The sequence below is a fragment of the Microvirga brassicacearum genome, from assembly GCF_008757455.1.
In the GTDB taxonomy this organism is placed as follows: Bacteria; Pseudomonadota; Alphaproteobacteria; order Rhizobiales; family Beijerinckiaceae; genus Microvirga; species Microvirga brassicacearum.
On record NZ_VCMV01000071.1, the window covers coordinates 1 to 22,352 of the forward strand.

The 22,352-nt window shown below is 62.2% G+C and carries 20 protein-coding genes; 10 read left to right on the forward strand and 10 right to left on the reverse strand.

Going from position 1 to position 22,352, the window contains the following annotated elements; all coding sequences use genetic code 11:
• The 3 genes from FEZ63_RS22485 to FEZ63_RS22495 form a co-directional block, all read right to left on the reverse strand.
• Positions 1-573, reverse strand: a 573-nt coding sequence (locus FEZ63_RS22485) for an ABC transporter permease (RefSeq protein WP_150949072.1), incomplete at its 3' end; no start/stop codon positions are given.
• A gap of 27 nt (positions 574-600) precedes the next feature.
• Positions 601-2,160, reverse strand: coding sequence for an ABC transporter substrate-binding protein (locus FEZ63_RS22490; RefSeq protein WP_338042247.1), 1,560 nt, complete (start codon positions 2,158-2,160; stop codon positions 601-603).
• Between the two features lie 61 nt (positions 2,161-2,221).
• A complete protein-coding gene (locus FEZ63_RS22495) occupies positions 2,222-3,367 on the reverse strand; it encodes a C45 family autoproteolytic acyltransferase/hydrolase (RefSeq protein WP_201274263.1) in 1,146 nt (381 codons plus the stop codon).
• Positions 3,368-3,481: 114 nt separating this feature from the next.
• Here FEZ63_RS22495 and FEZ63_RS22500 point away from each other — a divergent pair, with 114 nt between their 5' ends.
• The 9 genes from FEZ63_RS22500 to FEZ63_RS22540 all read left to right on the forward strand — a co-directional run bounded on the left by FEZ63_RS22500 (position 3,482) and on the right by FEZ63_RS22540 (position 12,778).
• The gene (locus tag FEZ63_RS22500) at positions 3,482-4,387 is read left to right on the forward strand and encodes a GntR family transcriptional regulator (RefSeq protein WP_150949079.1); all 906 of its coding nucleotides are present in this window, start codon (positions 3,482-3,484) and stop codon (positions 4,385-4,387) included.
• A gap of 304 nt (positions 4,388-4,691) precedes the next feature.
• Positions 4,692-5,348 (forward strand): dioxygenase family protein, encoded by a 657-nt coding sequence (locus FEZ63_RS22505; RefSeq protein WP_150949082.1) that lies wholly within the window; start codon positions 4,692-4,694, stop codon positions 5,346-5,348.
• Between the two features lie 186 nt (positions 5,349-5,534).
• A complete protein-coding gene (locus tag FEZ63_RS22510; protein WP_150949085.1) occupies positions 5,535-6,035 on the forward strand; it encodes an anthrone oxygenase family protein in 501 nt (166 codons plus the stop codon).
• A gap of 127 nt (positions 6,036-6,162) precedes the next feature.
• Positions 6,163-6,630, forward strand: coding sequence for a DUF305 domain-containing protein (locus FEZ63_RS22515; RefSeq protein ID WP_244622941.1), 468 nt, complete (start codon positions 6,163-6,165; stop codon positions 6,628-6,630).
• Between the two features lie 124 nt (positions 6,631-6,754).
• Positions 6,755-7,213, forward strand: a complete 459-nt coding sequence (locus tag FEZ63_RS22520) for a DUF2231 domain-containing protein (protein WP_150949088.1) — start codon at positions 6,755-6,757, stop codon at positions 7,211-7,213.
• Between the two features lie 103 nt (positions 7,214-7,316).
• The gene (locus tag FEZ63_RS22525; protein WP_244622942.1) at positions 7,317-9,119 is read left to right on the forward strand and encodes a family 1 glycosylhydrolase; all 1,803 of its coding nucleotides are present in this window, start codon (positions 7,317-7,319) and stop codon (positions 9,117-9,119) included.
• Positions 9,112-9,657: a hypothetical protein gene (locus tag FEZ63_RS22530; protein ID WP_150949091.1), complete on the forward strand. Its 546-nt coding sequence runs from the start codon at positions 9,112-9,114 to the stop codon at positions 9,655-9,657. The genes FEZ63_RS22525 and FEZ63_RS22530 overlap by 8 nt, the downstream gene beginning before the upstream one ends.
• 52 nt (positions 9,658-9,709) lie before the next feature.
• Positions 9,710-11,410, forward strand: coding sequence for an MFS transporter (locus tag FEZ63_RS22535; protein WP_201274264.1), 1,701 nt, complete (start codon positions 9,710-9,712; stop codon positions 11,408-11,410).
• Positions 11,411-11,554: 144 nt separating this feature from the next.
• Positions 11,555-12,778 carry a CapA family protein gene (locus tag FEZ63_RS22540; protein WP_150949094.1) on the forward strand — a complete coding sequence of 408 codons (1,224 nt, stop codon included), beginning with the start codon at positions 11,555-11,557 and terminating at the stop codon, positions 12,776-12,778.
• On the opposite strand, the gene FEZ63_RS22545 is transcribed toward FEZ63_RS22540, so the two are convergent.
• From FEZ63_RS22545 to FEZ63_RS22570, 6 genes are read right to left on the reverse strand one after another with little or no spacing between them, the layout of a single operon-like run.
• Positions 12,756-14,690 (reverse strand): CocE/NonD family hydrolase, encoded by a 1,935-nt coding sequence (locus FEZ63_RS22545; protein WP_244622943.1) that lies wholly within the window; start codon positions 14,688-14,690, stop codon positions 12,756-12,758. The genes FEZ63_RS22540 and FEZ63_RS22545 overlap by 23 nt on opposite strands.
• Complete coding sequence (locus FEZ63_RS22550) at positions 14,687-16,273, reverse strand: ABC transporter substrate-binding protein (protein ID WP_150949097.1); 1,587 nt, start codon at positions 16,271-16,273, stop codon at positions 14,687-14,689. Before FEZ63_RS22550 ends, FEZ63_RS22545 begins: the two co-directional genes overlap by 4 nt.
• Before the next feature lie 18 nt (positions 16,274-16,291).
• Positions 16,292-17,320 (reverse strand): ABC transporter ATP-binding protein, encoded by a 1,029-nt coding sequence (locus FEZ63_RS22555; RefSeq protein WP_150949100.1) that lies wholly within the window; start codon positions 17,318-17,320, stop codon positions 16,292-16,294.
• Positions 17,317-18,291, reverse strand: coding sequence for an ABC transporter ATP-binding protein (locus FEZ63_RS22560; protein ID WP_150949103.1), 975 nt, complete (start codon positions 18,289-18,291; stop codon positions 17,317-17,319). The genes FEZ63_RS22555 and FEZ63_RS22560 overlap by 4 nt, the downstream gene beginning before the upstream one ends.
• A 10-nt stretch (positions 18,292-18,301) precedes the next feature.
• Positions 18,302-19,204: an ABC transporter permease gene (locus FEZ63_RS22565; protein ID WP_150949107.1), complete on the reverse strand. Its 903-nt coding sequence runs from the start codon at positions 19,202-19,204 to the stop codon at positions 18,302-18,304.
• The gene (locus FEZ63_RS22570; RefSeq protein ID WP_150949111.1) at positions 19,201-20,175 is read right to left on the reverse strand and encodes an ABC transporter permease; all 975 of its coding nucleotides are present in this window, start codon (positions 20,173-20,175) and stop codon (positions 19,201-19,203) included. The genes FEZ63_RS22565 and FEZ63_RS22570 overlap by 4 nt, the downstream gene beginning before the upstream one ends.
• Positions 20,176-20,383: 208 nt before the next feature.
• On the opposite strand from FEZ63_RS22570, the gene FEZ63_RS22575 reads away from it, so the two are divergent.
• Complete coding sequence (locus FEZ63_RS22575) at positions 20,384-21,349, forward strand: LysR family transcriptional regulator (protein ID WP_150949114.1); 966 nt, start codon at positions 20,384-20,386, stop codon at positions 21,347-21,349.
• Between the two features lie 125 nt (positions 21,350-21,474).
• Here the strand turns inward: FEZ63_RS22575 and FEZ63_RS22580 are convergent, their stop codons facing one another.
• The gene (locus tag FEZ63_RS22580; protein WP_150949118.1) at positions 21,475-22,305 is read right to left on the reverse strand and encodes a response regulator transcription factor; all 831 of its coding nucleotides are present in this window, start codon (positions 22,303-22,305) and stop codon (positions 21,475-21,477) included.
• Positions 22,306-22,352 lie beyond the last annotated feature (47 nt).

A 22,352-nucleotide genomic window follows, 5' to 3' on the forward strand; every position in this document is an offset into this window, starting at 1 on the left:
ATGAAGGAACAGCGTCATGACCGGCATGACGATGTAGAGCAGCGCCGCCCATGGATCGTCCGAGAAGGAGACGTAGCCGACGACGGGAAGCCACTCGAGCTTCAGGCCGAAGAACAGCAGCAGCAGAAGTCCGAGCCAGAATGTCGGGATCGACAACAGGACGGTGGCGGTTCCGACGAGCACGAGATCGAGAGGGCTGTTTTGCCGCCATGCCGCGATGACACCGGCCGGAACCGCAATCACGCTCGCAATCACCACGGCGATAAAGACGATCTTCGCGCTGATCCAGAAGCGGTCGAGGACGAGCGGGAAGACCGGCTGCGACGAGGTGATCGAGTTCCCGAGATCGCCCTGCAGCACGTTGCCGAACCAGATCGCGAACTGCACCGGCAGGCTCTTGTCGAGGCCGAGCCGCTGCTGCAGGTCGGCGAGGCTTGCCGGGTCGGCCAGATCCCCCAGCATCAGCGACGCGGGATCGCCCGGAATGAGGCGGATCAGCACGAACACCGACACCGCCATGATCAACAGAGTCGGTACGGCCATGAGGATCCGTCGGATGGCGAAGCGCAGCATGGTCGTACCTCCCCCGTTACCAGCCGATCAGTTCGTCAAGCGAACTTCCCAGACCCGTGAAAGTGAACCGGACCAAGACTCGAATCCTTCAGCGCGCTTTGCGGAGGCGGAAGTCTTAAGGCCGTTGTAGAGCATGATCATCGGTACATCGTCGATGAACATCTCGTGCAACCGGTCGAACAGCTTCTGACGCTCACCTTCATCCGCCACAACCATAGCGCGCTCTAAAAGCTTCTGCGCCTCCGGGTTATCCCACACCTTGCGTGGCTGCTTGTCCTTCGCACCCATGATCGCCTCGAAGCTCTGGGCCGGGTCTAGGCGCGCCGAGTACGTGAAGGACATCATTTGATAGTTGCCCTTGTTGTAGCGATCGAGCTGGGTCGCCCATTCCAAAACTTCCAGCGACACGTTGAACCCAGCCGCCTTCAGCATCGCCTGCGTGATGATGGCGGTATCGTACATCGCGGAGAAGCGCTTGTTGGTGAGCATGACGATCGGCTCTCCCTTGTAGCCGGCTTCCGTCAGCAACCGCTTCGCCTTGGCCGGATCGTAAGACCAACCCTTGGTTTCCGGTGATTTATAGTAGCTCGATAACGTAGGAACGATAGAGTTGTTGCGCTTACCTAACCCTTCCGTCACCGCTGCCACCACCTGATCACCATTGATGGCCGCGGCGACGGCCTGACGTATCTTGGCGTTCGCGAATATCGGATCGCGCGTCTGGATCAACAATCCCGCAAGGCCCATATGAGGGGATACCGACAGTTTGATCGCGGGGTTGCTCTTCAACTCCTGTGCGTCGGCGTTGGTTACGTCAGGAATGATATCGATATCACCGCGCAGAAGCGCCGCTTTGGCAGTGGAGGAGTCAGGAACCACCATAAAACGCACGTGATCCACAAGAGGACGTTTGCCCCCCGTGTAACCATCCCGTTTACCGCCGCGATTGGCGTAATCCGAGAAGCGTGCGAGCTGGATGTATTCACCGCGCTTCCACTCATCGAGTTGGAACGGCCCGGTTCCAACCGGCTTATCCCACGAACCATCCGCCTTCACGGAGTCTTTGTGAAGAATTGCCGTCATCCCGCAATCGGTGCGTGCCAATGCGTTGAGAAATAGCGCGTTCGGTTTGTCGATTCTGAAGAGGACCGTCATTGGGTCCGGCGCTTCGATTGCGGTGACTTTCAGTCCGTTCCGTCCATCGAATTCGGGGAAGCAGCGCCATTCCGTTTTGGGATCCATGTAGCGATTCCAGCTCCAAACGACATCCGCCGAGGTCATGCCGGCACCGTTATGGAACTTCACGCCCTTGCGTAGTTTGAAGGTGTAAGTCAGCCCATCCTCGGACATCGCGACGGATTCCGCCAGGAGCGGCTTGACGCGGGCGTCCTCGCCATAAGCAACGAGTCCTTCCACCATGTGCAGCACGACCGCGTCAGTATCGCTGTCCCGGTTGACGCCTGGGTTTGTCGATCGGACATCCGTACTCAATTGCACGCGCAGGGGCGTCGCAGCAGATCCCGGAGTGCTTCCGGCAAAAGCGAACCCCACTGCTAGCACAACCGCAATCGTTCCTTGGCGCATCATGATTTCCTCCCGTTCTGGTTCTTGAATGAGTCTTCCGACGTCTTGCTTTGCGTGAAAGCAACTACTCCGCCGCCACCGCGACGTTCACCGGTTCTTGCGTGAAGCTGTATCGGGTAAATTGCCGGTTCAGTGCCGGCAGAGGCGCTACTTCCATCATACCCCGAGCGGGCTCCATGATGACCATCGCGACCGTCGCTGAGAGGTTGCCGCTCATAGCAGGGCGAGGCGGGCGACAAACGGCGTGAGGCGAAAGAAAATTGTCGAAGAAGGCATGCTTCAAATCATTCGTCGTCAATTTTGCGCCAGCTTCGTCGAGTAGTTTGCGCACACGCCAGTCGCGATAGACGCTCTCTGGAACACTCACCAGACCGGTATCTTTCAACTTGGCGAGTGCAATTGGACTGATCCAGTGGTTGGCATGCACGATGAGTCCATCCGATGGATAAATTTGAAAGGCCTCGTCCGGCGCGCATTCGAAGTCGATCGCGAAGCCTTCCACCGTCGAGAGCATCATATTGTTGGAGCAAGCCTTCGGTGTCGTCGCCACTGCTTTCACGGCGAAGGCGAAATGTTCCTGCTCGAGGACTTTGCGGCGAATGAGGGCGAGCGGCACACCGGCTTGGCGGAAGTCTCGCTCTGATTCGAGATAGTTGGCGGTGATACACACGCCAGCCTCATTGAGGCCGCAGCGTGCAAGACCTCCAGCTTCGACGAAAGTCATGAAATCCGGGCCGTCGTCGCGGCGCACCCGTAAGACGACGGCCGTTTCCACACATTCGGCCTTCCAATCCCAATTCTGGCCGTGGATCACCGTTCCCGTCGCGCTGCGCTCGGGCATGATCACGGCGCCGGTGCATCCATCGTCGAGTTCGCTCTCCTCCATCGACAGGGCGCCTCGCTCGAGTCGGGCCTTCGCGATGACCTCGGTGCGCGCATTGATCATCACGATGTCTTCGAAGGCAACGCCAGCACCGTCCGCGATGCCCCGCATCTCCTCAATGTAATGCGGACCGAATGCCTCAATCTCCTTGGCGAATTCTTTGATAAGGCGTGATTTTTCCACGGCGCTGTAGCCGAATTTTGCAAGCTGTCTGCCATAAAGATCAATGCTCAGCTTCACCTGCTCCGGGACAGAGGAACCGTATTGACGCCCTCGCTCATGAGGAGCGCCGGATACGGAAACAAAAGGAAACGGAGATACAACCATCAGGAGAGCACCTTATCTACGTCGGCAAAAACTGTCTTTTAGAGTCGTAAAAGCCACTAACAACTCAAGATATTTGTTGTCAAGTGTCTTATGTGTTACGAGTGAACTGCAACAATGGCGCATATCATGACCAACCCGACTGTAAGCAATTTGCAAGCCGACCTTGCCCGGCAGATCGTGTCCCTCGCCGGAGAGAAGCAGTGGGCGGTCGGGCAGCGTGTGTCCGATTTCACGCTTGCCAAACAACTTGGCGTATCGCGCTCACCGATCCGCGCTGCCCTTGTGCTCCTCGCTGAGCAAGGCTTGCTCGTTCACGTTCCCGGCAAAGGCTATGAACTGGCTCGCGGGCAGACCGGTAGCGAAGAGATCGACAACGTGGCGCCCCCGTCGCAGGTAGAGACTCTGTATCGGAATCTCATGGCGGACCGGGCGTCCGGTGCCTTGGCGGACGAAGTCTCAGAAGCGGAACTCGCCGAGCGCTACGGCGCGACACGGGGCGCGCTCCGCAAGGTGCTGCTGCGCTTTGCGGCGGACGGCCTTGCCCAACGGTCGCGAGGCCATGGCTGGGCCTTTACCGAAAGCCTCGTAACAGATGAGGTTGTTTCGGAGAGTTACCAATTCCGACTGGTGATCGAGTGCGGTGCGTTACGCCAACCTAACTTCAAGGTAGATCAGCAAGAGCTGGACAGTATTCGCGCGGCACAGAAGGCAACGTTGCAGTCGCCTGCCGGAACGATCCGCCGCGACCAATGGTTCCGTATCAACGCGCAGTTCCACGAAACACTTGTCTCATGGTCTCACAACCGCTTTCTCGTCCAGTCCGTCCGTCAACAGAACAATCTCCGTCGCATGACGGAGTACGCCGACTTCGACAAGTTGAGTGGCTCACGCATTTACGACGCCTGTGCCGAACACATCGCGATTCTTGATGCCGTAAGAGATGGTGACATCGATTTCGCGGAAGCGTTGCTGCGGCGCCATATAGAGCGCGCAAGTCGTGATCTGACGGATGCGAGTTGAGGGTTTGACGGGCAGACTCGCGCACCGGTTGAACAGGATCGTGGCGATCGGGTGGATTACAACGGCTCGCGCCTGAGGCCGAGAAGCTGTCGCGCAAGTGAGAGCGCAGAGTGATAAAGCGAGGCTGCAAAATCAGCCGCACCCCTTCGGGAATCGTCATGGCGCCGGCGGCTCCTGTGGCGGTCACTCAGGTAGCTGGGCGGCTGTAAACCCCTTCACGTTAGCGCGACAACGGAAAGCACGGGCTGGCACCGAGGCATGACGGCTCTATTTTCGGATCCGCTTAACTGCGCCCGGGATTCCAATGTCCTACCATCCCTCCCTTCTCCTCGATCGACGTACTCTGTTGACGCAGGCTGCCCTCACGGTCGCCGCTGTGATGAGTCCACGGGAACTCGTCGCCGCCGAGCTTGCACCGACACCGGGGCAGACTGAGGGTCCCTTCTATCCCGTCGAGTTTCCGCCCGACATGGACAATGATTTGGTTCGGGTTACCGGTCAGGCTGCGAGGGCTGTCGGGCAGGTCATCCATATTTCGGGCCGCGTGATGGATACCCGCGGACAGCCGAAAACGGGCAGTATCGTCGAGATCTGGCAGTGCGACGCGAACGGCATCTACCGCCACCCCCGTGCGGGGGACCAGGGCCGCATCGACCACGCTTTCCAAGGCTATGGCCGCACGCAAGTCAGCGAGCAAGGAGAGTATCGCTTTCGCACCATCCGGCCCGTGCCGTATCCGGGCCGTACACCCCACATCCATTTCGCCGTCCATGTGCCGGGGTACGGGCGCTTGGTGACCCAGATGTACATCGAGGGCGAACCATTGAATTCGCGCGACAGGCTCCTGAACAGCATCCGAGATGCCAAGGCCCGCCGCAGCGTGATCGTTCCCCTCGCGGCGCAGCAATCGCCGGAGCCAAGCGCTCTCCACGGGCAATTCGACATCGTCGTCGCGGCATAACCTGATCATCGCCCGGAAAACGCGGCGTGTTTTCTCGGCAAACCAAGCAATGTCGCTCATCACCCGCGCCTCGTCGGCAGGCGACTTCGGTGGAACTCGCTGGTATCTGGCGGGTTTCCACGGTTTGCGAGAATAGCCCGATCCATCGCCGATTTCGGGCGATTTCCTACTGGACAGAACAGCCGAATGCTTCAGGTTCTCGAGGTTCTGACTGTTGTGCTGACCGCCGTGGCGATGACGTTCGCGCTGGCGCACGCTGCCGAACTGCCAGGAAAGATGCGGCTCAACAAAGAGACATACCTAGCAGTGCAGCCGATCTATTATCCAGGTTTCACGATCGGTGGGTTCTCGGAGCCGGCGAGTACCATTGCGGTCATCGTGCTCATGTTCTTCACACCTTTCGCAAGCGCCGCATTCTGGTGGATCGCCGCTGCCCTGATCTCGCTGCTCGTGATGCAGCTCGTCTATTGGACGACCACGCACCCGGTGAACAAGCTTTGGCTCAAGGACCAAAAGCTGAAAGGAGCCGGCGCCGGCTTTTTTTCGATTGGTCAAAACCAGCGGGACACCCGGGACCCTGAGGATTGGCAGGCGCTTCGTAACCGGTGGGAATATTCCCACGTGGTTCGCGCCGGCCTCGCTCTGCTCGGCCTGTGCCTCCTCGTGATCGGTGTTACGACGCGGTAACGAATGGACTCGGTGATCCCTCGACGGATCCGTGGCGCCGCTCGGACAGCGACCAATGACGCTTTCGTTCGGGCGCTTCGCTGAGGGCCGGCATTCGCACAGCGCAGTACCATTGGAGGAGAGCCGAATGGAACAGCACCAGCGACATGTGATGAAAGGCAGCTACAAGAGTTTGACGGTCGAATTGGCAGTCGACTTCGTCATCATGTACTTCGTCATGTACACGATGATCGCCACGCTCGATCACCTCTATCTCAACATCAATAATGTTTACATGACGCTGATGATGGTGGCGCCGATGGCGCTCGTCATGCTTGTCTCGATGCTTTCCATGTTTCCGTCCCGCCGGCTCAACTGGATCATCGGCGTCGGCGCGGCAATCATCTTCGCCGCCAGCTTCGCCGCGATGCGTACGCAGGCGGCCGTGGGCGATAAGGCCTTCCTCCGATCGATGATCCCCCACCATTCTGGCGCGATCCTGATGTGCGAGAAGGCGTCGATCACCGACCCGGAGATCGTCGCCCTATGCGGCCAGATCATCCCGGCGCAGAAGGACGAGATCGCCCGGATGCAGGAAATCCTCAAGCGGTATTGACCTCTCGACGGGAAGCGGGCTGGGCGGGACGGCACACCCGCGCCGACCGTCCGTTCAGGCGCCGCCGGAACCGGAAAGCTCATGGGGAAGTTGTCTTACGCGCGGCGCAGTGCACGAGGCTCCCATGTCCACTCCCAATCCCCGCACGACGGCGCAGATTGCCGGACACCCAATCCACCCGATGCTGATCCCATTCCCGATCGCTTTCCTGGTCGCAACCTTTGTCTGTGACCTGGTTTTCTGGCGCACGGGCAACAGCGCCTGGAGCACGGCGTCGCTCTATCTTTTGGGCGCCGCGCTGGTCATGGCGGCGTTGGCCGCCCTCGCCGGGCTTACCGATTTCTTGGGCGATGCGAGGATCAGGGACTTGTCTGCCGGGTGGCATCACATGATCGGCAACGTGATCGTGGTTCTTCTGTCCCTATGGAATTGGTATCGTCGCTATGAGGCCGGCGATGCCGCTGTACTACCGACGGGTCTGCTCATCTCGTTCCTCGTCGTTCTCATCCTGGTCTATACCGGCTGGCGCGGCTGGGAGATGGTCTATCGCCATCGGGTGGCGGTGGCCGACGAGGCAGCCTGATCGCGCCGTCGGCGTGGTCCAGAGTGTTCTTCGCGTCAGCGACGCCGGCGCCCGACAACGCGTACTGTGGTCATGACCCGGGCGGTCAGCATGCGAGGCGGCCATGATCCGCGCGATCGATTATCGGAAAGCCGTCCTCGCCGGCATGGCGGGCGCAATCGTCTGGGAGATCGTCGCGCGGCTGCTGATCCTTCTTGGCGTCCCGTTTTTCGATATTGTGGGCACCCTCGGCACGCTGGTGCTGCCGCATGCGAGCGCGTGGGCATCGTGGACGGTCGGCATGCTGCTGCATCTGCTGGTCGGCGCGATCTGGGCGGTGTTCTACGCTTACTTCTTCTGGTCCGTGCTGCCGTTGCGCCCGGTGCTCCAGGGCCTCGTCTTCGCCTTCGTGCCAATGCCGCTGGCAATCTTCATCATGCATCCGCAGCTTGAATTGATGCAGCCGCTCGTTCAAGCCGGCCAGGCGCCTTATTCGGGCCTGTTCGGTCTAAGCGGCGGTTTGCATGAGCCGTTGTCGATCGCTGCCGGTCATTTGATCTGGGGCGCGGTCCTGGGTCTGCTCTATACGCATCCAGTGGGCTATCCCGCGGACCGTCCGCCGCGCCTGAGCAGCAAACACCGCCGATCAAGCCGATCTATGAACTCTTCACCCGCGGTAAGCGACGACAGGTTCATGTTCGCCACCGGAATCGAGTGCAGCTACCCGACTCTCGAAGGCGGGCGCTGGCGCATGGACCAGATGGCGGCATGCGGCCATTACCGCCACTGGCGCACCGACCTGGAGCTCGTCCAGGATCTGGGTCTGCGCTATTTGCGCTACGGCCCTCCGCTGCACCTGATCCATCAGGGACCCGGCCGGTACGACTGGGCCTTCCTCGACGAGGTTTCCGCCGAGATGCAGCAACTCGGCATCGTGCCGATCATGGACCTGTGCCACTTCGGCCTACCGGATTGGCTGCAGAATTTCCAGAATCCCGAGGTGCCGCACGCGCTGGCCGAATATGCCCGCGCCTTCGCCCGACGGTACGCCCGGGTGCGCTTCTACACGCCGGTCAACGAAATGTACGTCTGCGCCAAACTCAGCGCGCTCGAGGGCCTGTGGAACGAGCAATGCAGGGATGAGCACGCCTTCGTGACCGCCGTGCGCCATCTCGCCAAGGCCAGTGTTTTGATGATGCAGGCAATCGCGACGGAGCGTCCGGATGCGGTGTTCGTCAACAGCGAGAGCGGCGAGTTCTACCAGCCCTGTTGCCCCGATTCCGAGATTCGCCGCATCGCCGGATTCGAGAACGAACGGCGCTTTCTGCCGCTCGACCTGCTCTATGCGCGTGCGGTGAACGAAGACATGCGGGCATATCTCGGCCGGCACGGGATGCCTCCCGAGGAATACGCGTGGTTCATGGCGCAGGATGTTCGCAGGCGCGCGATCCTCGGCGTCGATTACTACGAGTGGAACGAGAAGCTCATCGACAGTCAGGGACATCCGCAAGCACTCGGCGAATTATTCGGCTGGTATGCCATCGCGGGTCAGTATTACGAGCGCTACCGGCGACCGATGATGCATACCGAGACCAATCGACTGGATGCTCGCGAAGGGCCGCGCTGGTTGTGGCGTCAATGGCACAACGTGCAGCTCATCCGCCGTGCCGGCGTGCCGGTGGTCGGCTTCACCTGGTATTCGCTGACCGATCAGGTCGACTGGGACATCGCGCTCCGGGAGGCGCTCGGCAACGTCAACCCGGTGGGCCTGTTCGATCTCAACCGCGATCCCCGAGTCGTCGGCCTCGCCTATAAACACCTCATCGGCCTTTTCGCCTCCGAACTCGGCCAGGATCCATCGCTTGAGATCGCGTTGAACGAGGCGCGGAAGCTGGCGGTGGCTCGGAAGGAGACATTTCATGCTTAGGATGCTGCAGGCTCACGGCCTCGATGCCGGCCCGACACAGCGCCCGCTGCTGGCTGGCGCTGCTGCCGGCGCAGCGGCCGCTATCCCGGCGATTGCCGTGCTCGTTCCGTTTGGCTCCCTCGATGCGCTCAGTCAGGCCGCTGGCGTCTCGCCTGTGATAACCAGCCTGGCTTGCGGCGCGTTGATGACGGTCGGTGGCGTGCTCTATGGCTGGCTGTTTCGGCGCGCCGCCAATGATCCGCGGGGCGGCTGGCTGTTCGGTTTGTCCTTTGGTTTCGTGCTCTGGATGCTGGGACCGATCCCCCTGCTGCAATGGCTCCCCAAGCAGCCAATCCTTCTCGGCTATCCGTCAGCGGGGCTGCTGCTCGGCCAGTTGCTCTGGGGCCTCGCATTGGGCGCGGTGTTTCCTGTCGTTCATCGGCGTTTTCACGTGACGCTCGATGACGGGTCGAGCGCGGGGTCGAGACGCGCCGGTCCCGAGGCCGCGGCCCAGACGAAACTGCTGCGCTCCCTCCCGTCATCGAAGCGTCCATCCTGATCGCCGGCGTCGTGCCTTATCCACGCTCCCTGGATGGCAGCTGGCGCGCCATGTGGGTGGTGCGGATATTGCGTGGTACGGTCGTCTTCGAGAACTGGAAGGCTGGAATGAAAGGACGATTGCCGCGACCACCCTCGCACCCCTGCGTGAGCGTCCGATGATCGGCTTTGGCGGGGCATCGTGCGACGAGGGCGTCATCCGCGCCGCGGTGCGGGACACGCCTGGCTGCGCCGAACACGCAAAGCCTTGGGTGCTGGCTGCGACCATCCTCGGCTCCAGCATGGCGTTCATCGACGGCTCCGTCGTCACCGTGGCGCTGCCCGCCATCCAGGCTGAATTGACGGCATCGACGAGCGCGATGCAGTGGGTCGTCAACGCCTACATGCTCTTTCTCGGCGCCCTGATCCTGGTCGGTGGCGCGGTCGGCGATCGCTTCGGCAGGCGGCGCATCTTTGTCCTGGGCATCGTCGTTTTTACCGCCGCCTCCATGGCGTGCGGCCTGGCGCCGAACGCGACCGCGCTGATCGCCGCGCGTGGGCTGCAGGGTGTCGGCGGTGCGCTGCTGGTCCCGAGCAGCCTCGCCATCATCAGCGCGGCCTTCCCGGAAGACGAGCGCGGACGAGCGATTGGCACCTGGGCCGGATTCTCGGCTCTTACGACCGCTCTGGGTCCGGTCCTTGGAGGCTGGCTGGTGGACACGCTCTCCTGGCGTGCGATCTTCTTCATCAACCTTCCCCTCGCTCTGGTGACCCTCGGCCTCGCGTTCTGGCGGGTGCCGGAGAGCCGCGACGAGTCGAACCAGGCCGCGGTCGACTGGCGCGGCGGATTGCTTGCAACGCTTGGGCTTGCCGGGCTCGCCTACGGACTCACCGCCGCCTCTGATCGCGGCTGGAGCGATCCGGCCGTCCTCTCCGCGCTGGTCGCCGGTGCGCTGGTGCTGGCAGTCTTCATCCGGTCCGAGGCACACGCACCGTCGCCTTTGGTGCCGCTCCGCCTGTTCCGGTCGCGGACCTTCAGTGGCGCCAACGGAATGACGCTGCTCCTCTACTTCGCCCTGGGCGGCGCCCTGTTCTTCCTGCCCTTCAATCTAATTCAGATCCAAGGGTATTCCGCCACGCTCGCAGGGGCCGCTTTCCTGCCGTCCACCCTGATCATGGGCGGGCTGTCGCGCTGGTCCGGCGGGCTCGTCGAACGCTACGGCGCATGGGGTCCGTTGACGATCGGACCGGGCATTGCGGCGGTCGGATTCGCCCTGCTCGCCGTGCCCGGCATCGGCGGGTCCTACTGGACGACCTTTTTTCCGGCAATGACCGTGCTCGGTCTCGGTATGGCCATCAGCGTGGCGCCGCTGACGACGACGGTCATGGGAGCGGTCGCGGACCGCTATGCGGGCACGGCATCAGGCATCAACAATGCCGTCTCGCGGATTGCCGGAATGCTCGCCGTCGCGCTCCTCGGCACCGTTGCGGTCGGCGTGTTCGGTGCGGCGCTCGATCAGCGTCTGGATGCGTTGCAGGTTCCACCCGAACTGCGACAGGCGTTGCGCAATGAGGTTCCGAAGCTCGCGGAGGCAAAGGTGCCGCCGGAGATCGGCAATGCGGAGCGGGAGACCTTGTCGCGGGCCCTGGACGAGTCGTTCGTGCGGAGCTTCCGGATCGTGATGCTCGTCACATCCGGTCTGGCACTCGGCAGCGCCCTGTGCGCGGGGCTGACGATCTCACGGAACCGGCAGGGCTCTGTTAAGCGGTCGTGAGGGTAGCGCCGGCGCATGGATATCAAGCCTGCGGCCGCCGGCGAAGGCGCTCCCTGAAAGGTGCGGTTTGCGGATATCCCCTGAGGCGCATCTGATATAGTTCCTGGACGCACCAAGGCTCGATCTATAGGGCGCAAGAACATCATGACATCTCTTTCCGTCGCCGTTTCAGGACAGGCGCTTCTTCACGGCGCAATCGATCTCTCGACGCCCGGCGCCGATCAGGTTCGCGCCGTTCTGACGCAATCGGATGCTGCCATCGTCAACCTCGAAGCGACCTTGGAAACAGATGGCACCTGGCCGACGAAGACCAAGACGCTTCACCTGACGAATGCCGACGGCATCGCGTCGCTCAGGGCTCTCGGCTTCAATGGCCTGACTCACGCCAACAACCACGCTTTCGATCTCGGCCCGCCCGGCATCGTCAACACGCGCTCCATCGCGGAGTCGCAGGGGTTTCAATTCGCAGGAAGCGGGATCGACAGAAGAAGCGCTGGGGGGGTGGCATCCATTGCGACCTCCCGCGGGCCGATTGCCTTTCTTTCGGTCGATCTCGGACCGCAACCTGACATCGTCTACGCATCCGTCGAACGTGCCGGGATCAACCCCTTGCGCGTCCGCCGCAAGGTTTCGGTGCCGCCGCAGGAGTTTGAGACCCTCCGCACGATTGTCTCGACGCTGGGCGACGATCGCCGCGAGGCCGCGCGCGCGGCTGTGGGATATCGCTCCGACCTGCCGAATGCCGCGCGGCTCCTGGAAGTCTTCGGTACGGAAGTGTCCGAGGGACAAGCCATCGAAAACCGCTTCGAGGCCGACCGGGACGATCTCGCCGCGTTGGAAAAGGTGCTTGCGGAGGCTCGCGCGACATCGGCCATCGTCGCGGTTTCGCTGCACAACCATCACTGGGATCCGGATTGGGGCCGCAGCCCCGCCTGGGTGCTCGACCTCTCCCGCCAGCTGATCGACATGGGCGCCGATCTGGTTTTTGGAACCGGCGCACCGGTTCTGCAGGGCGTCGCCTTTCATCGGAACAAGCCGATATTTGCGGGCCTTGGCAACCTGATCTTCCATACCCGTCGCAGCGACACCTATGATCGCCAAGGCGTCGATGTTTGGACCGGCGCCGTTTGCCGCTGCATATTCGACGTGAGCGATCGGGCGTGCACTAGGCTGGAGATTCTCCCCGTCACGGTGGGCCATCCCGCGCCTGGACCGGGTGCCTCCGCGCCCGCTCCGGCGCCGCTCGATCAGCATGACGCAGAACGTGTTTTTGAGGCGATGACGAAGGATCTGAGTGCCGAGGATCGTGCGCGCGTGGTTCGCCTCGATCCTCGCGCGCGCGCTGTCAGGTCCGCTTCAACGGCGTGATGTGCTCTGCCGGGACGCACGGCAGTATGACACGCGACGCGCGCTCCGCATCGCAGAACACCGTGTTGCGCGCGACTTTGCGCGTCCGTCCCATTCCCTCGGGCTCGCCCGTATTCGGATTGACGTCGAATTTCGGGAAGTTGGAGGACGAGATGTCGAGGCGGATGCGATGTCCCTTGGCGAAAAGGTTGGCGGTCGCAAACGGCTCGATGGTGATCGAGAACGCTTCGCCCGGGACAAGCGGTTCCGGCTTCTCCCATGACTTGCGGTAGCGGCAACGGAAAATACCATCCGTCAGGATCATGGCGTAGCCGGTCGGATAATCCTCCGACGGCGGGTAGACGTCGATCAGCTTTGCGGTGAAGTCGGTGTCGAGCGCGTCCGACGAGACCCACAATTCCACGCTGATCGGCCCGATCACCGCCACATCCGCGGGGAGCGGCTCCGTTTCGAACGACAGCACGTCGCGCCGCGCCGACAGTGGCAGCCCGGGGTTGCGGCAACCGAAGAATTGCGGCGCTTCGCGCTGGTCGAAGCCGCCACCCTCGAAGACCGGCTGCCCGCTTGTCAGCGCGCCGCCAATCGTCGGCACCGGGTCCGACGGATCGAAATCATAGCTGAGCGGCGCGATGTCGCGCGCCTGACGCGTCGACGAGAGCTTCCCGTCGCGGTGCAGGTAGAAGGCTTGTTGATTGGTCGCCGGCAAGGGCCAGCGTGAGGCTTCGATCCATCTCCCGCCGTGATCGAGCCTGCCGGTATCCGTCTTTCGCCCGGTTCCGCCGCCCATGAGGAACAGGCGAACTCCGGGCTCCTCGTTCGCGCCGTTCTCGATGCCTTTGAGCCAGCGATCGAACCAGCGCTGCCGGAACGCGAGCCAGGACGGGGTCACGTTGCCGGCAAGCGGCGCCCGCGGACCGAATTCGACGTCGCCCGCAAAGGTCGAATTGCGGTTTCCATGCAGCCCCGCTCCCATGATCAGGGAAAGCGGGCGCTGGCCGCCGCGGGAAAGACCCTCATAATTGTCGAATGTGGTCCGGACATAGGCGTCGTACCAGCTCGACATCAGCGCGACCGGCACCTGCGGGAACCTGTCGTATGCGCCCTCGGCGTAGATTCCGGACTTCTTCCAGAAATCGCCGAACGCGCCCTGCCGCCATTGCTCGAGAACATAGGCCTCGTATTCGGGCACCCACCGCACCGGCGAGCGCCCCTCGGACCACGGCATTACCGTGAACCAAGCCTTGATGTCTTCCGCCTCGAGCGCCTTGCGCACGAGCGGGTCATTCTGCGCCTCCGGGCTTTCCTTGGCGTTGTTGTAGGCCCAAGTGAGCTGCTTGAGTTCGAATGCGCCGCCCTGCCGAATGCCGGTGCGATAGGCGCTGGAGAACCCGCCGGAATCCATCACCATGCAGGCAAGGCCGGGCGGGTTGAGCGAGGCCAGCGCGGCTTGCGTATGAGCCGCATAGGAGAGGCCCATGGTGCCGATCTGGCCATCGCACCACGCCTGTTCGACGATCCATGCGCAGGTGTCGAAACCGTCGGGGCCTTCGGAAAGATATTTGGTGAATTCCCCCTCCGAGCCGTAACGGCCGCGGCAATCCTGGTAGATCACCACATAGCCGGCGCGGACGAAATGCGAGGCGGTTTCGCCTCGCGTCATCGGCTGGGTCATGCCCGGCTCGATTTCCGAGCGCGACCGTTCGCTCTTGCCGTAAGGCGTCCGTTCCATAATCACCGGAAGCGGCGTCTCGACCAACTTTCCATCGACGGCAGGTCGATAGATATCGGTCGCGAGGCAAATTCCGTCGCGCATGCGCACCATCACATCGCGATGGATTGCGATGTCGTCGGCGATGAATTCCACCTGCTGCGAGGTGGAGTGATCGGTGAAGCGGAGCGCCTTGGCGGTCATTGAGCCTGTCCTGCAAGTGTCGCCATGAAATCCTCGCCGCGGTTGGCGGTGTAGGTGATGTTGTCCTTCGAGGCCCAATAGACCTTGGGCCAGAACAGCGGAACAAAGCCCACATCGTCGATGGCAATCTTGGTGGCTTCCTTCAGAAGCGCGACCCGCTTCTCCACGTCGAATTCGGCCATCGCTTCCTTCATCTTCGCGTCGAAGGCCGGGTTCGAATATTTGGTCCGGTTGAAGGAGCCCGTTCCCGCTTCCTTGTTCTGCGTCATCAGCAAGTTGCGCAATCCAGTGGCCGAGGTGGGCGTGGTATTGCCAAGCGAAAAGATGAAGGCGCTGAAGGTCTGCTTGCCTGCGGCTGTCGCGTAGACGTTGTAGGGCTGGGCGACGACGCCATTCACCTTGAGGCCGCCCTGCGCAAACATCTGGCCGATGGCCTGCGCGGTCTCAGCGTCGCCGGCGAAGCGGTCATTCGAGGTGTGCAGGGTGATGCCGAACCCTTGTGGGAAGCCCGCATCGGCGAGCAGCTTCTTGGCTCCGGCGACATCGGGTGCCGTCGGTTTCAGCGACGGATCGGATCCACCGATGCCGACCGGCACGAGCTGTCCCGCCGGCTCGCCTGCGCCGTCGAGCAGCCTGTCGACGATGAGCTGGCGATTGATGAGTTTCGACAGCGCCTGACGAACGCGCTGGTCCTTCAGCGGATTGGGATTGAGCGGCTTGCCATCGGCACCGACGACGAACGGGCTCTCGTCCCGGCTCGAATCGAGCGCCAGATAGATGTTGCGTGCGGAAGCGATGGACGAGAGCTTGATGCCCTTCGTCTTCTCCAGCGTCTTCACGTCGCCGGGCGGAACCGCGTCGATGAGATCGACCGAACCGGACCGCAAGGCCGCCACGCGGGCCGCGTCATTGGCGATGAATTTGATCGTCACGGTGTCAAACGCCGGCTTCTTGCCCCAGAATTTGTCGTTGCGCACGAGCGTGATATGATCGCCCGGCACCCATTCCTTCACCTTGTAGGCCCCGGTGCCGATGGCGGCGGAACGGTCGTTGAAGGCCTCGATGCTTTTGCCTTCCGCAAGCTTCTTCTGGACGATGTAAACGAGGCCGATCTGCTCGATGAATTCGGGCGTCGGGCTCTTCGTCTTGAATTCGATCGTCAGGGGATCAACCGCTTTCATGCTGGCGATCGCGCCCACATTGCCGCTGAACGGTGCCGGGCTGTTCGGGATGTCCTTCGCCCGCTCCAGCGAATAGATGACATCCTCCGTCGTCAGCGGGCTGCCGTCCTGGAATACCACGCCTGGGCGCAGCTTGACGCGCCAGGTGGTAGGATCCACGTTGGTCCAGGATTCTGCAAGAGCTGGCGTCACCTGGAGATTCGGATCCGGCTCGATGAGACGATCGAAGATTTGCGCGGCGACATTCTGGTTGTTGCCGGTGCGCGAAAATTGCGGATCGAGCGACGACGGCTCGGTCGAGCTGCCGAGGGTGATATCGGCTGCCAGAGCCGGCGACATGGCGATAAAAATCGCCGTCGACGCGACGAGGCCGAGACGTTTGAGGCGAGATGTTGAATTCATGGCGTTCTCCTTCTGGGTTCAGAGCGCGGCGATTGTTGGTTTTGGATGAGCCGCTTGATTGTCGTTGAGATGGCAGGCGCTGATATGGCCCGATGCGATCTGCTTGAGTTTCGGAGCCTCGCGCGAACAACGGTCGAAGGCGTGCGGACAGCGCGGGTGGAAGTGGCAGCCGCTCGGAGGATGGAGCGGCGACGGGATTTCGCCTTTGACCGGAGAGAAGACCCGGCGGCGATGGGCGATGCTGGGAACCTCGTTGAGGAGCGCCACCGTGTAGGGATGGTTCGGCTGCGCAAAAAAAGCGTCCGCCGGCGCGCTCTCGACGATGCGGCCGAGATACATGATCGCGACCCGGTCGCTGACATGCTTTACGACGCCGAGATCGTGGCTGATGAAGAGATAAGTCAGGCCGAGGTCTCGCTTGAGCTCCAGGAACAGATTGATCACCTGGGCTTGGATCGAGACGTCGAGCGCCGCGACCGATTCATCGCAGACGATGAATTGCGGCTTGACCGCGAGCGCCCGCGCAATCCCGATCCGCTGCCGCTGGCCGCCGGAAAACTGGTGCGGATACCGGCTGCGGAAGGACGGATCGAGGCCGACCCGCTGCATCATTGCGGCCACATAGGAATCCTTCTCGCGGCGCGTGATCATGCCGTGGGCGACCGGTGCCTCGCCGATGATGTCGATCACCTGCTTGCGCGGGTTGAGCGAGGACATCGGATCCTGGAAGATCATCTGCGCTCCGAGGCGCGCAGCACGCCCTGCGGCCGGCGAGAGCGTCCGCGTGTCCTGCCCCTGCCACAGGATCTCGCCATCGCTCTGCGGCATGATGCCCGCCATGATGCGTCCGAGCGTGGACTTGCCGCAGCCGGATTCACCGACGAGCCCGACGACTTCGCCCGGCATGATCCTGAGATCCACGTGATCGACGGCATGAACGGTCTGGGCTTCGAGATTCGCCCCGAGCATCCGCGCCAGCTTTTCCGCATAATCGAGGTCGCGGACGAAGCGCTTGGAGACGTTGCGGGCTTCGACGAGAGGGATCATGCGGCTCTCCTCGCCTGCGGATGGAAACAGCGCCAGGCCACCGCGCCCGCCGCATCGAGCGGCGGTTCGGTCTCGCAGATCGTCGTCGCAAAAGCGCAGCGCTGGCGAAACGGGCAACCGGAGGGGCGTTGCAGCGGCGGCGGCGCCATGCCGGGAATCGCCAGCAACGGCGCTCCGCGCGGCACGTTGGCCGGCACCGACTGCAACAACCCGATCGTGTAGGGATGGGTGGGATAGTCGAGCACATCGTCTGTCGGCCCGATCTCGACGATGCGGCCGGCGTACATGACGGCAACGCGATGGGCCAGGCCGGCGACGACCCCGAGATCGTGGCTGATCCAGACGAGAGCCATGCCGAGCTGCTTCGTCAGTCCCTGCATCTGCGCCAGGATCTGCGACTGGATCGTCACGTCGAGCGCAGTCGTCGGTTCGTCCGCGATGATCAGTTCGGGGCGGTGAAGCAGCGCGATGGCAATCGCCACCCGCTGCCGCATACCGCCGGAAAACTGGTGCGGATACGAGGCGAGACGCTCGTCGGGAGACGGAATGCCGACCATGCCGAGTGCATCTCGCGAGCGGGTGCGCGCCTCTCCACGGCTGACATTCTCATGCGCCAGAACCGTTTCGACCATCTGCGTTTCGATGCTCAGAACCGGATTGAGAGTCATCATCGGATCCTGAAAGATCATCGCGATCCGCCGTCCGCGCAGAGTACGCATCTCCTTCGACGACAGGCCGACGATATCCTCGCCCTGGAAAAGGATGCGCCCGCCAGTCACGCGGCCGGGCGGATCGACCAGACCGAGGATCGAGAAACCGGTGATCGATTTTCCCGAACCGGATTCGCCGACGAGGCCGAGAACTTCGCCCCGAGCGACCTCGAAGCTGACGCCGTCCACCGCCTTGACGACGCCTTTTTCGGTGAAGAAATGCGTGTGGAGGTTTTCGACCTTGAGAGTTGGACCGTTCATCGCGCCGCCCTCACCGTTGCAGCCGCGGGTTCAGCACCTCGCGCAGGCGATCGCCGACGATATTGATGCTGAAGACGAGGGCGACAAGGAGCAGGCCGGGATAGACGCTGATCCAGTATTGGCCTGACATGAGGACTTCGTATCCGTTGGAGATGAGCAGGCCGAGGGACGGCTCGGTGATGGGCAGCCCGATGCCGAGGAAGCTTAAGGTCGCCTCCGCCGAGATGGCGTTCGCCACCTGCAACGTGGCGATGACGAGCAGCGGCGGCAGGCAGTTCGGCAACAGATGCCCGAACAAAATGCGCCCCTTGCTAAGGCCGAGGCAGGTCGCGGCCTCCACGTATTCCTTGCTCTTCTCCACCAGCGCGGCTCCGCGCACGGCGCGGGCGAACAACGCCCATTGCACGAGCACCAGCGCCGCCATCACTTTGCCGAGCCCCTGCCCGATCAGCGCCAACATCATCAGCGCCACAAGGATGGTCGGAAAACCGAGCATCAGATCGACGAGGCGCATGATGAGCGTATCGACGCGCCCGCCATAATAGGCGGCGATGAGTCCGAGCGACGTGCCGATTCCAAGCGCCACGATGCCGCTGACGAGCCCTACCGCAAGGCTCGTCCGCAGGCCGTAGATCATGGCCGACAGCATGTCGCGCCCCTGCCCGTCCGTGCCGAGCCAGTAGGTCGCGCCCGCCATGCTCTGCGAGCCGGGGCTGAGCTTGGCATCCATGATGCTGATCTGCATCAGATCGTAAGGATTCTGCGGTGCGATCCACGGCCCGATGACGGCAATCACCACGAACAGGATGCAGCAGATGCCGGCGATCGTCGCTTTCGGGCTCTTCAAAATCCCGTTCAGCGCGCGGGTTGCGAGGCTGTCTGCATTCAATCGCGGAAGAGAAATCGCGGTCATGCGGCGCTCCCGAGGCGGATGCGGGGATCGAGCAGCGAATAGAGGATGTCGACCACGAAGTTGATGACGATGAACAGGGTCACGACGACGAGAAGATAGGCCACCACCACCGGTCGATCGAGACGCATGATCGAATCGATCAACAGCTTGCCCATGCCCGGCCAGGCAAAGATCGTCTCCGTCACGATGGCAAACGCGATGATGCCGCCGAACTCGACACCCACCACCGTGACGATCGGGATCATGATGTTCTTCAGCACATGCACCGAGACGATGCGGCGCTCCGAGAGACCCTTGGCGCGCGCGAACTTGACGAAATCGAGCGGCATGTTTTCCCGCACGCCGCTGCGGGTCAGCCTGGTCACCAGGGAGATCTTGAACAAGGCGAGATTGAAGGCCGGCAGGATAAGGTGGCTGATGCCGGACCATGATGTCAGGCTGGTCCGCATGCCGAGGACGGTATCGACCTCGCCTCGCCCGGTGGACGGCAGCCAGCCGAGCCAGACCGAGAAGATCATGATGAGCATCATGCCCTGCCAGAAATTCGGCAGGCTGAAACCGAGGATCGATCCGGTCATCACAGTCTCGTCGAGCACCGAATTCGGCCGCAGGCCCGACCACAGGCCGAGCGGAATGCCAATGGCGAGCGACAGGAACAGGGCCACGAACGCCAGTTCCAAAGTCGCGGGCATCCGGTTGAGGATGAGGTCGATCGATGGCTGGTTGAACACGAAGGAGCGGCCGAGATCCCCATGCAGGGCGTTCCACAGGAAAGTGCCGTATTGCTCGATGAGGGATTGGTCGAGCCCAAGCGCCTTGATCGCCTGCTCCCGCTCGGCGAAGGTCGCATCCGGCGCGATCAGGATGTCGATGGGATTTCCTATGGCGTAGATGCCGGCGAAAACGATGATCGAGGTGATGAAGAGGACGAGCAGGCTCTGGGACAAGCGGCGGATGATGAAGACGGTCATGCCCGACGCCTCTGACGGGCGCCAAGGGCGCGACGTGCAATAATGTTCTTATCTTCACTGCCGAGTGCGATCGTCAACGGCGTGCTCCTGTCAGATCATCCGCTCAGTTACGCATCGCTCGAAAGGCGGCGCAATCGTATGAGCCGAGCGGATAGGGTGATGACTTTTTGGAAATGCAGTAAAAGGCGGTTGCCGGAGCGCCTCGCCAATGAATCTGAAACAGCTTGAAGTCCTCAAGGCCGTCATGGCCTCCGGCTCGACGGTGGGCGCGTCGGCGATCCTGCAGCTCTCGCAATCCGCCATCAGCCGCCACCTCACCGCGCTCGAGACCGATATCGGCTTCGAGCTCTTCATCCGCGACAAGGGCCGCCTCATCCCGCGCCCCGAGGCTCGCGCCCTGGTGCCCGAGGTCGAGGAACTGACCGACGTTCTCGAACGGGTGAAGCGCAAGGTGACCGATCTCAAATCGGGGCTTGGCAGCGATACCCTGCTGCGGGTGGCGTTTCCCCACAGCATGACGACGACCGTGCTGCCGGGCGTCCTCGCCCGCTTTCTCGCCGAGAGGCCGCGGGTCCTCGTCGAAGTCCTGGCCGGCCCTTACGGGTCGATCGAACAGATGGTGCAGGCAAGGCGCACCGATCTCGGCTTCGTGCGGCTGCCCACCGAGGATCAGGGATTCGATATCCGCCCGGTCCTGCGCGGCAACATCGCCTGCGTGATGGCAAAAGATCATCTCCTGGCCAGGAAGGACGTGGTCACCTTGGAGGATCTGGCCGGAACCGACCTGATCCTGCTCCGGCGGCAGCGTTCCGGTCGCCACGAGCTGGAGGATGAACTGCGTGCTTCGCGCGTACCCTATCGGTGCCGCATCGAGGTTCACTCGGTGGAGGCGGCCTGCGCCTGCGCCGCGTCGGGTCTCGGCATCGCCATTGTGCCGGGTCTGATCGCCAGCTCCTTCCACTCACTTCCCATCGCGCTGCGACCGTTCCGGCCTGCGCATCCTTCCGATTACGGCATCGCCACGCTGCCCGGAATGCCCCTCTCCCGCACCGCAGACGCCTTCATTGCCATGTTCACCGACGAGGTGTTGATGCGGGCATTCGAGACAACGCGCATCACGGACGATCGAGACGCGCCCGATTTTCCCTCTCTGGATCCAACCGCGACAGACTAGCCGGCGAGCGTGGGAGAGCATCCACATCGTCGGGCAGCCCGGAGCGGATCGTCTTCGTGTGGAGATCCGGTCGATGTCTTTGCAAATGGCTTTGCGAGGCCCCGCGATCGACAGGTCCGTAAGCGCTAAGTTTGATGTTTCATACGCCGTTCGACCCGATCGAGGTGGGCGGTCGCCCATAATGCAGCTTGGGTCCGGTTCTTTACGTTGATCTTGCGATGAATGGCTCTGATGTGGACCTTGACGGTGGCTTCGGTGATGTCACATTTTCGAGCGATCACCTTGTTCGACTCGCCATCCATAAGGCAGCGCAAAATCGAAGCTTCGCGGAACGAGAGACCCTGAGGCTTGCGCCGATCATGCCCGTCCCACGGCTCGGTCGAAGACTTTTCTGGCACTTCTATTTCCGCGGAATGCCAGAGCTGAACGGTCTTTCGCAACGACTCGACGGCCGGCGCAGGAACCATCAGTTCACCCAACATCGTGAGTGAAAGATAGAGCACCAGCGCCTCCTGTGAAACGGAGGTCGTAAGATAACCATCGGCGCCGTCGTCGAGAGCTGCCATCAGGTTTTGCGGCTCGTAGCTGTCCGCGAACATTACCGCACGGCCGCCCGCGTGCAAGCTCCGAAAGGCCTTCATATCCCGCACTGCCTGAGCATGACCGACGGTTCCGTCAATCAGAAGGAGCGCCGCGTGCTCAGGAGCAACGTCCATCTGTGGAATTTCGTCGTACGAGGAGACGGATGCGGCAACTTTGAATCGTGTGCCGCGAAGATAATGTTGGATTCCGGTTCTGAGAATAACCGACGGCGCGACGAGAAACGTCGAAACAGATGTAATCTTGGCGCCGCTTGCTGAATGTATCTTGCTCATGCTTGATCCACGAAGGCTATCAGAGAACACGGAGGCGGCATAGCGGAAGCGCAAGGTGTCGGGTGCGAGCTTGGCGAACAAGCTCGCCGCTCATCACAGCGAACCGTTTTGCTACACCCTGCCGCCTG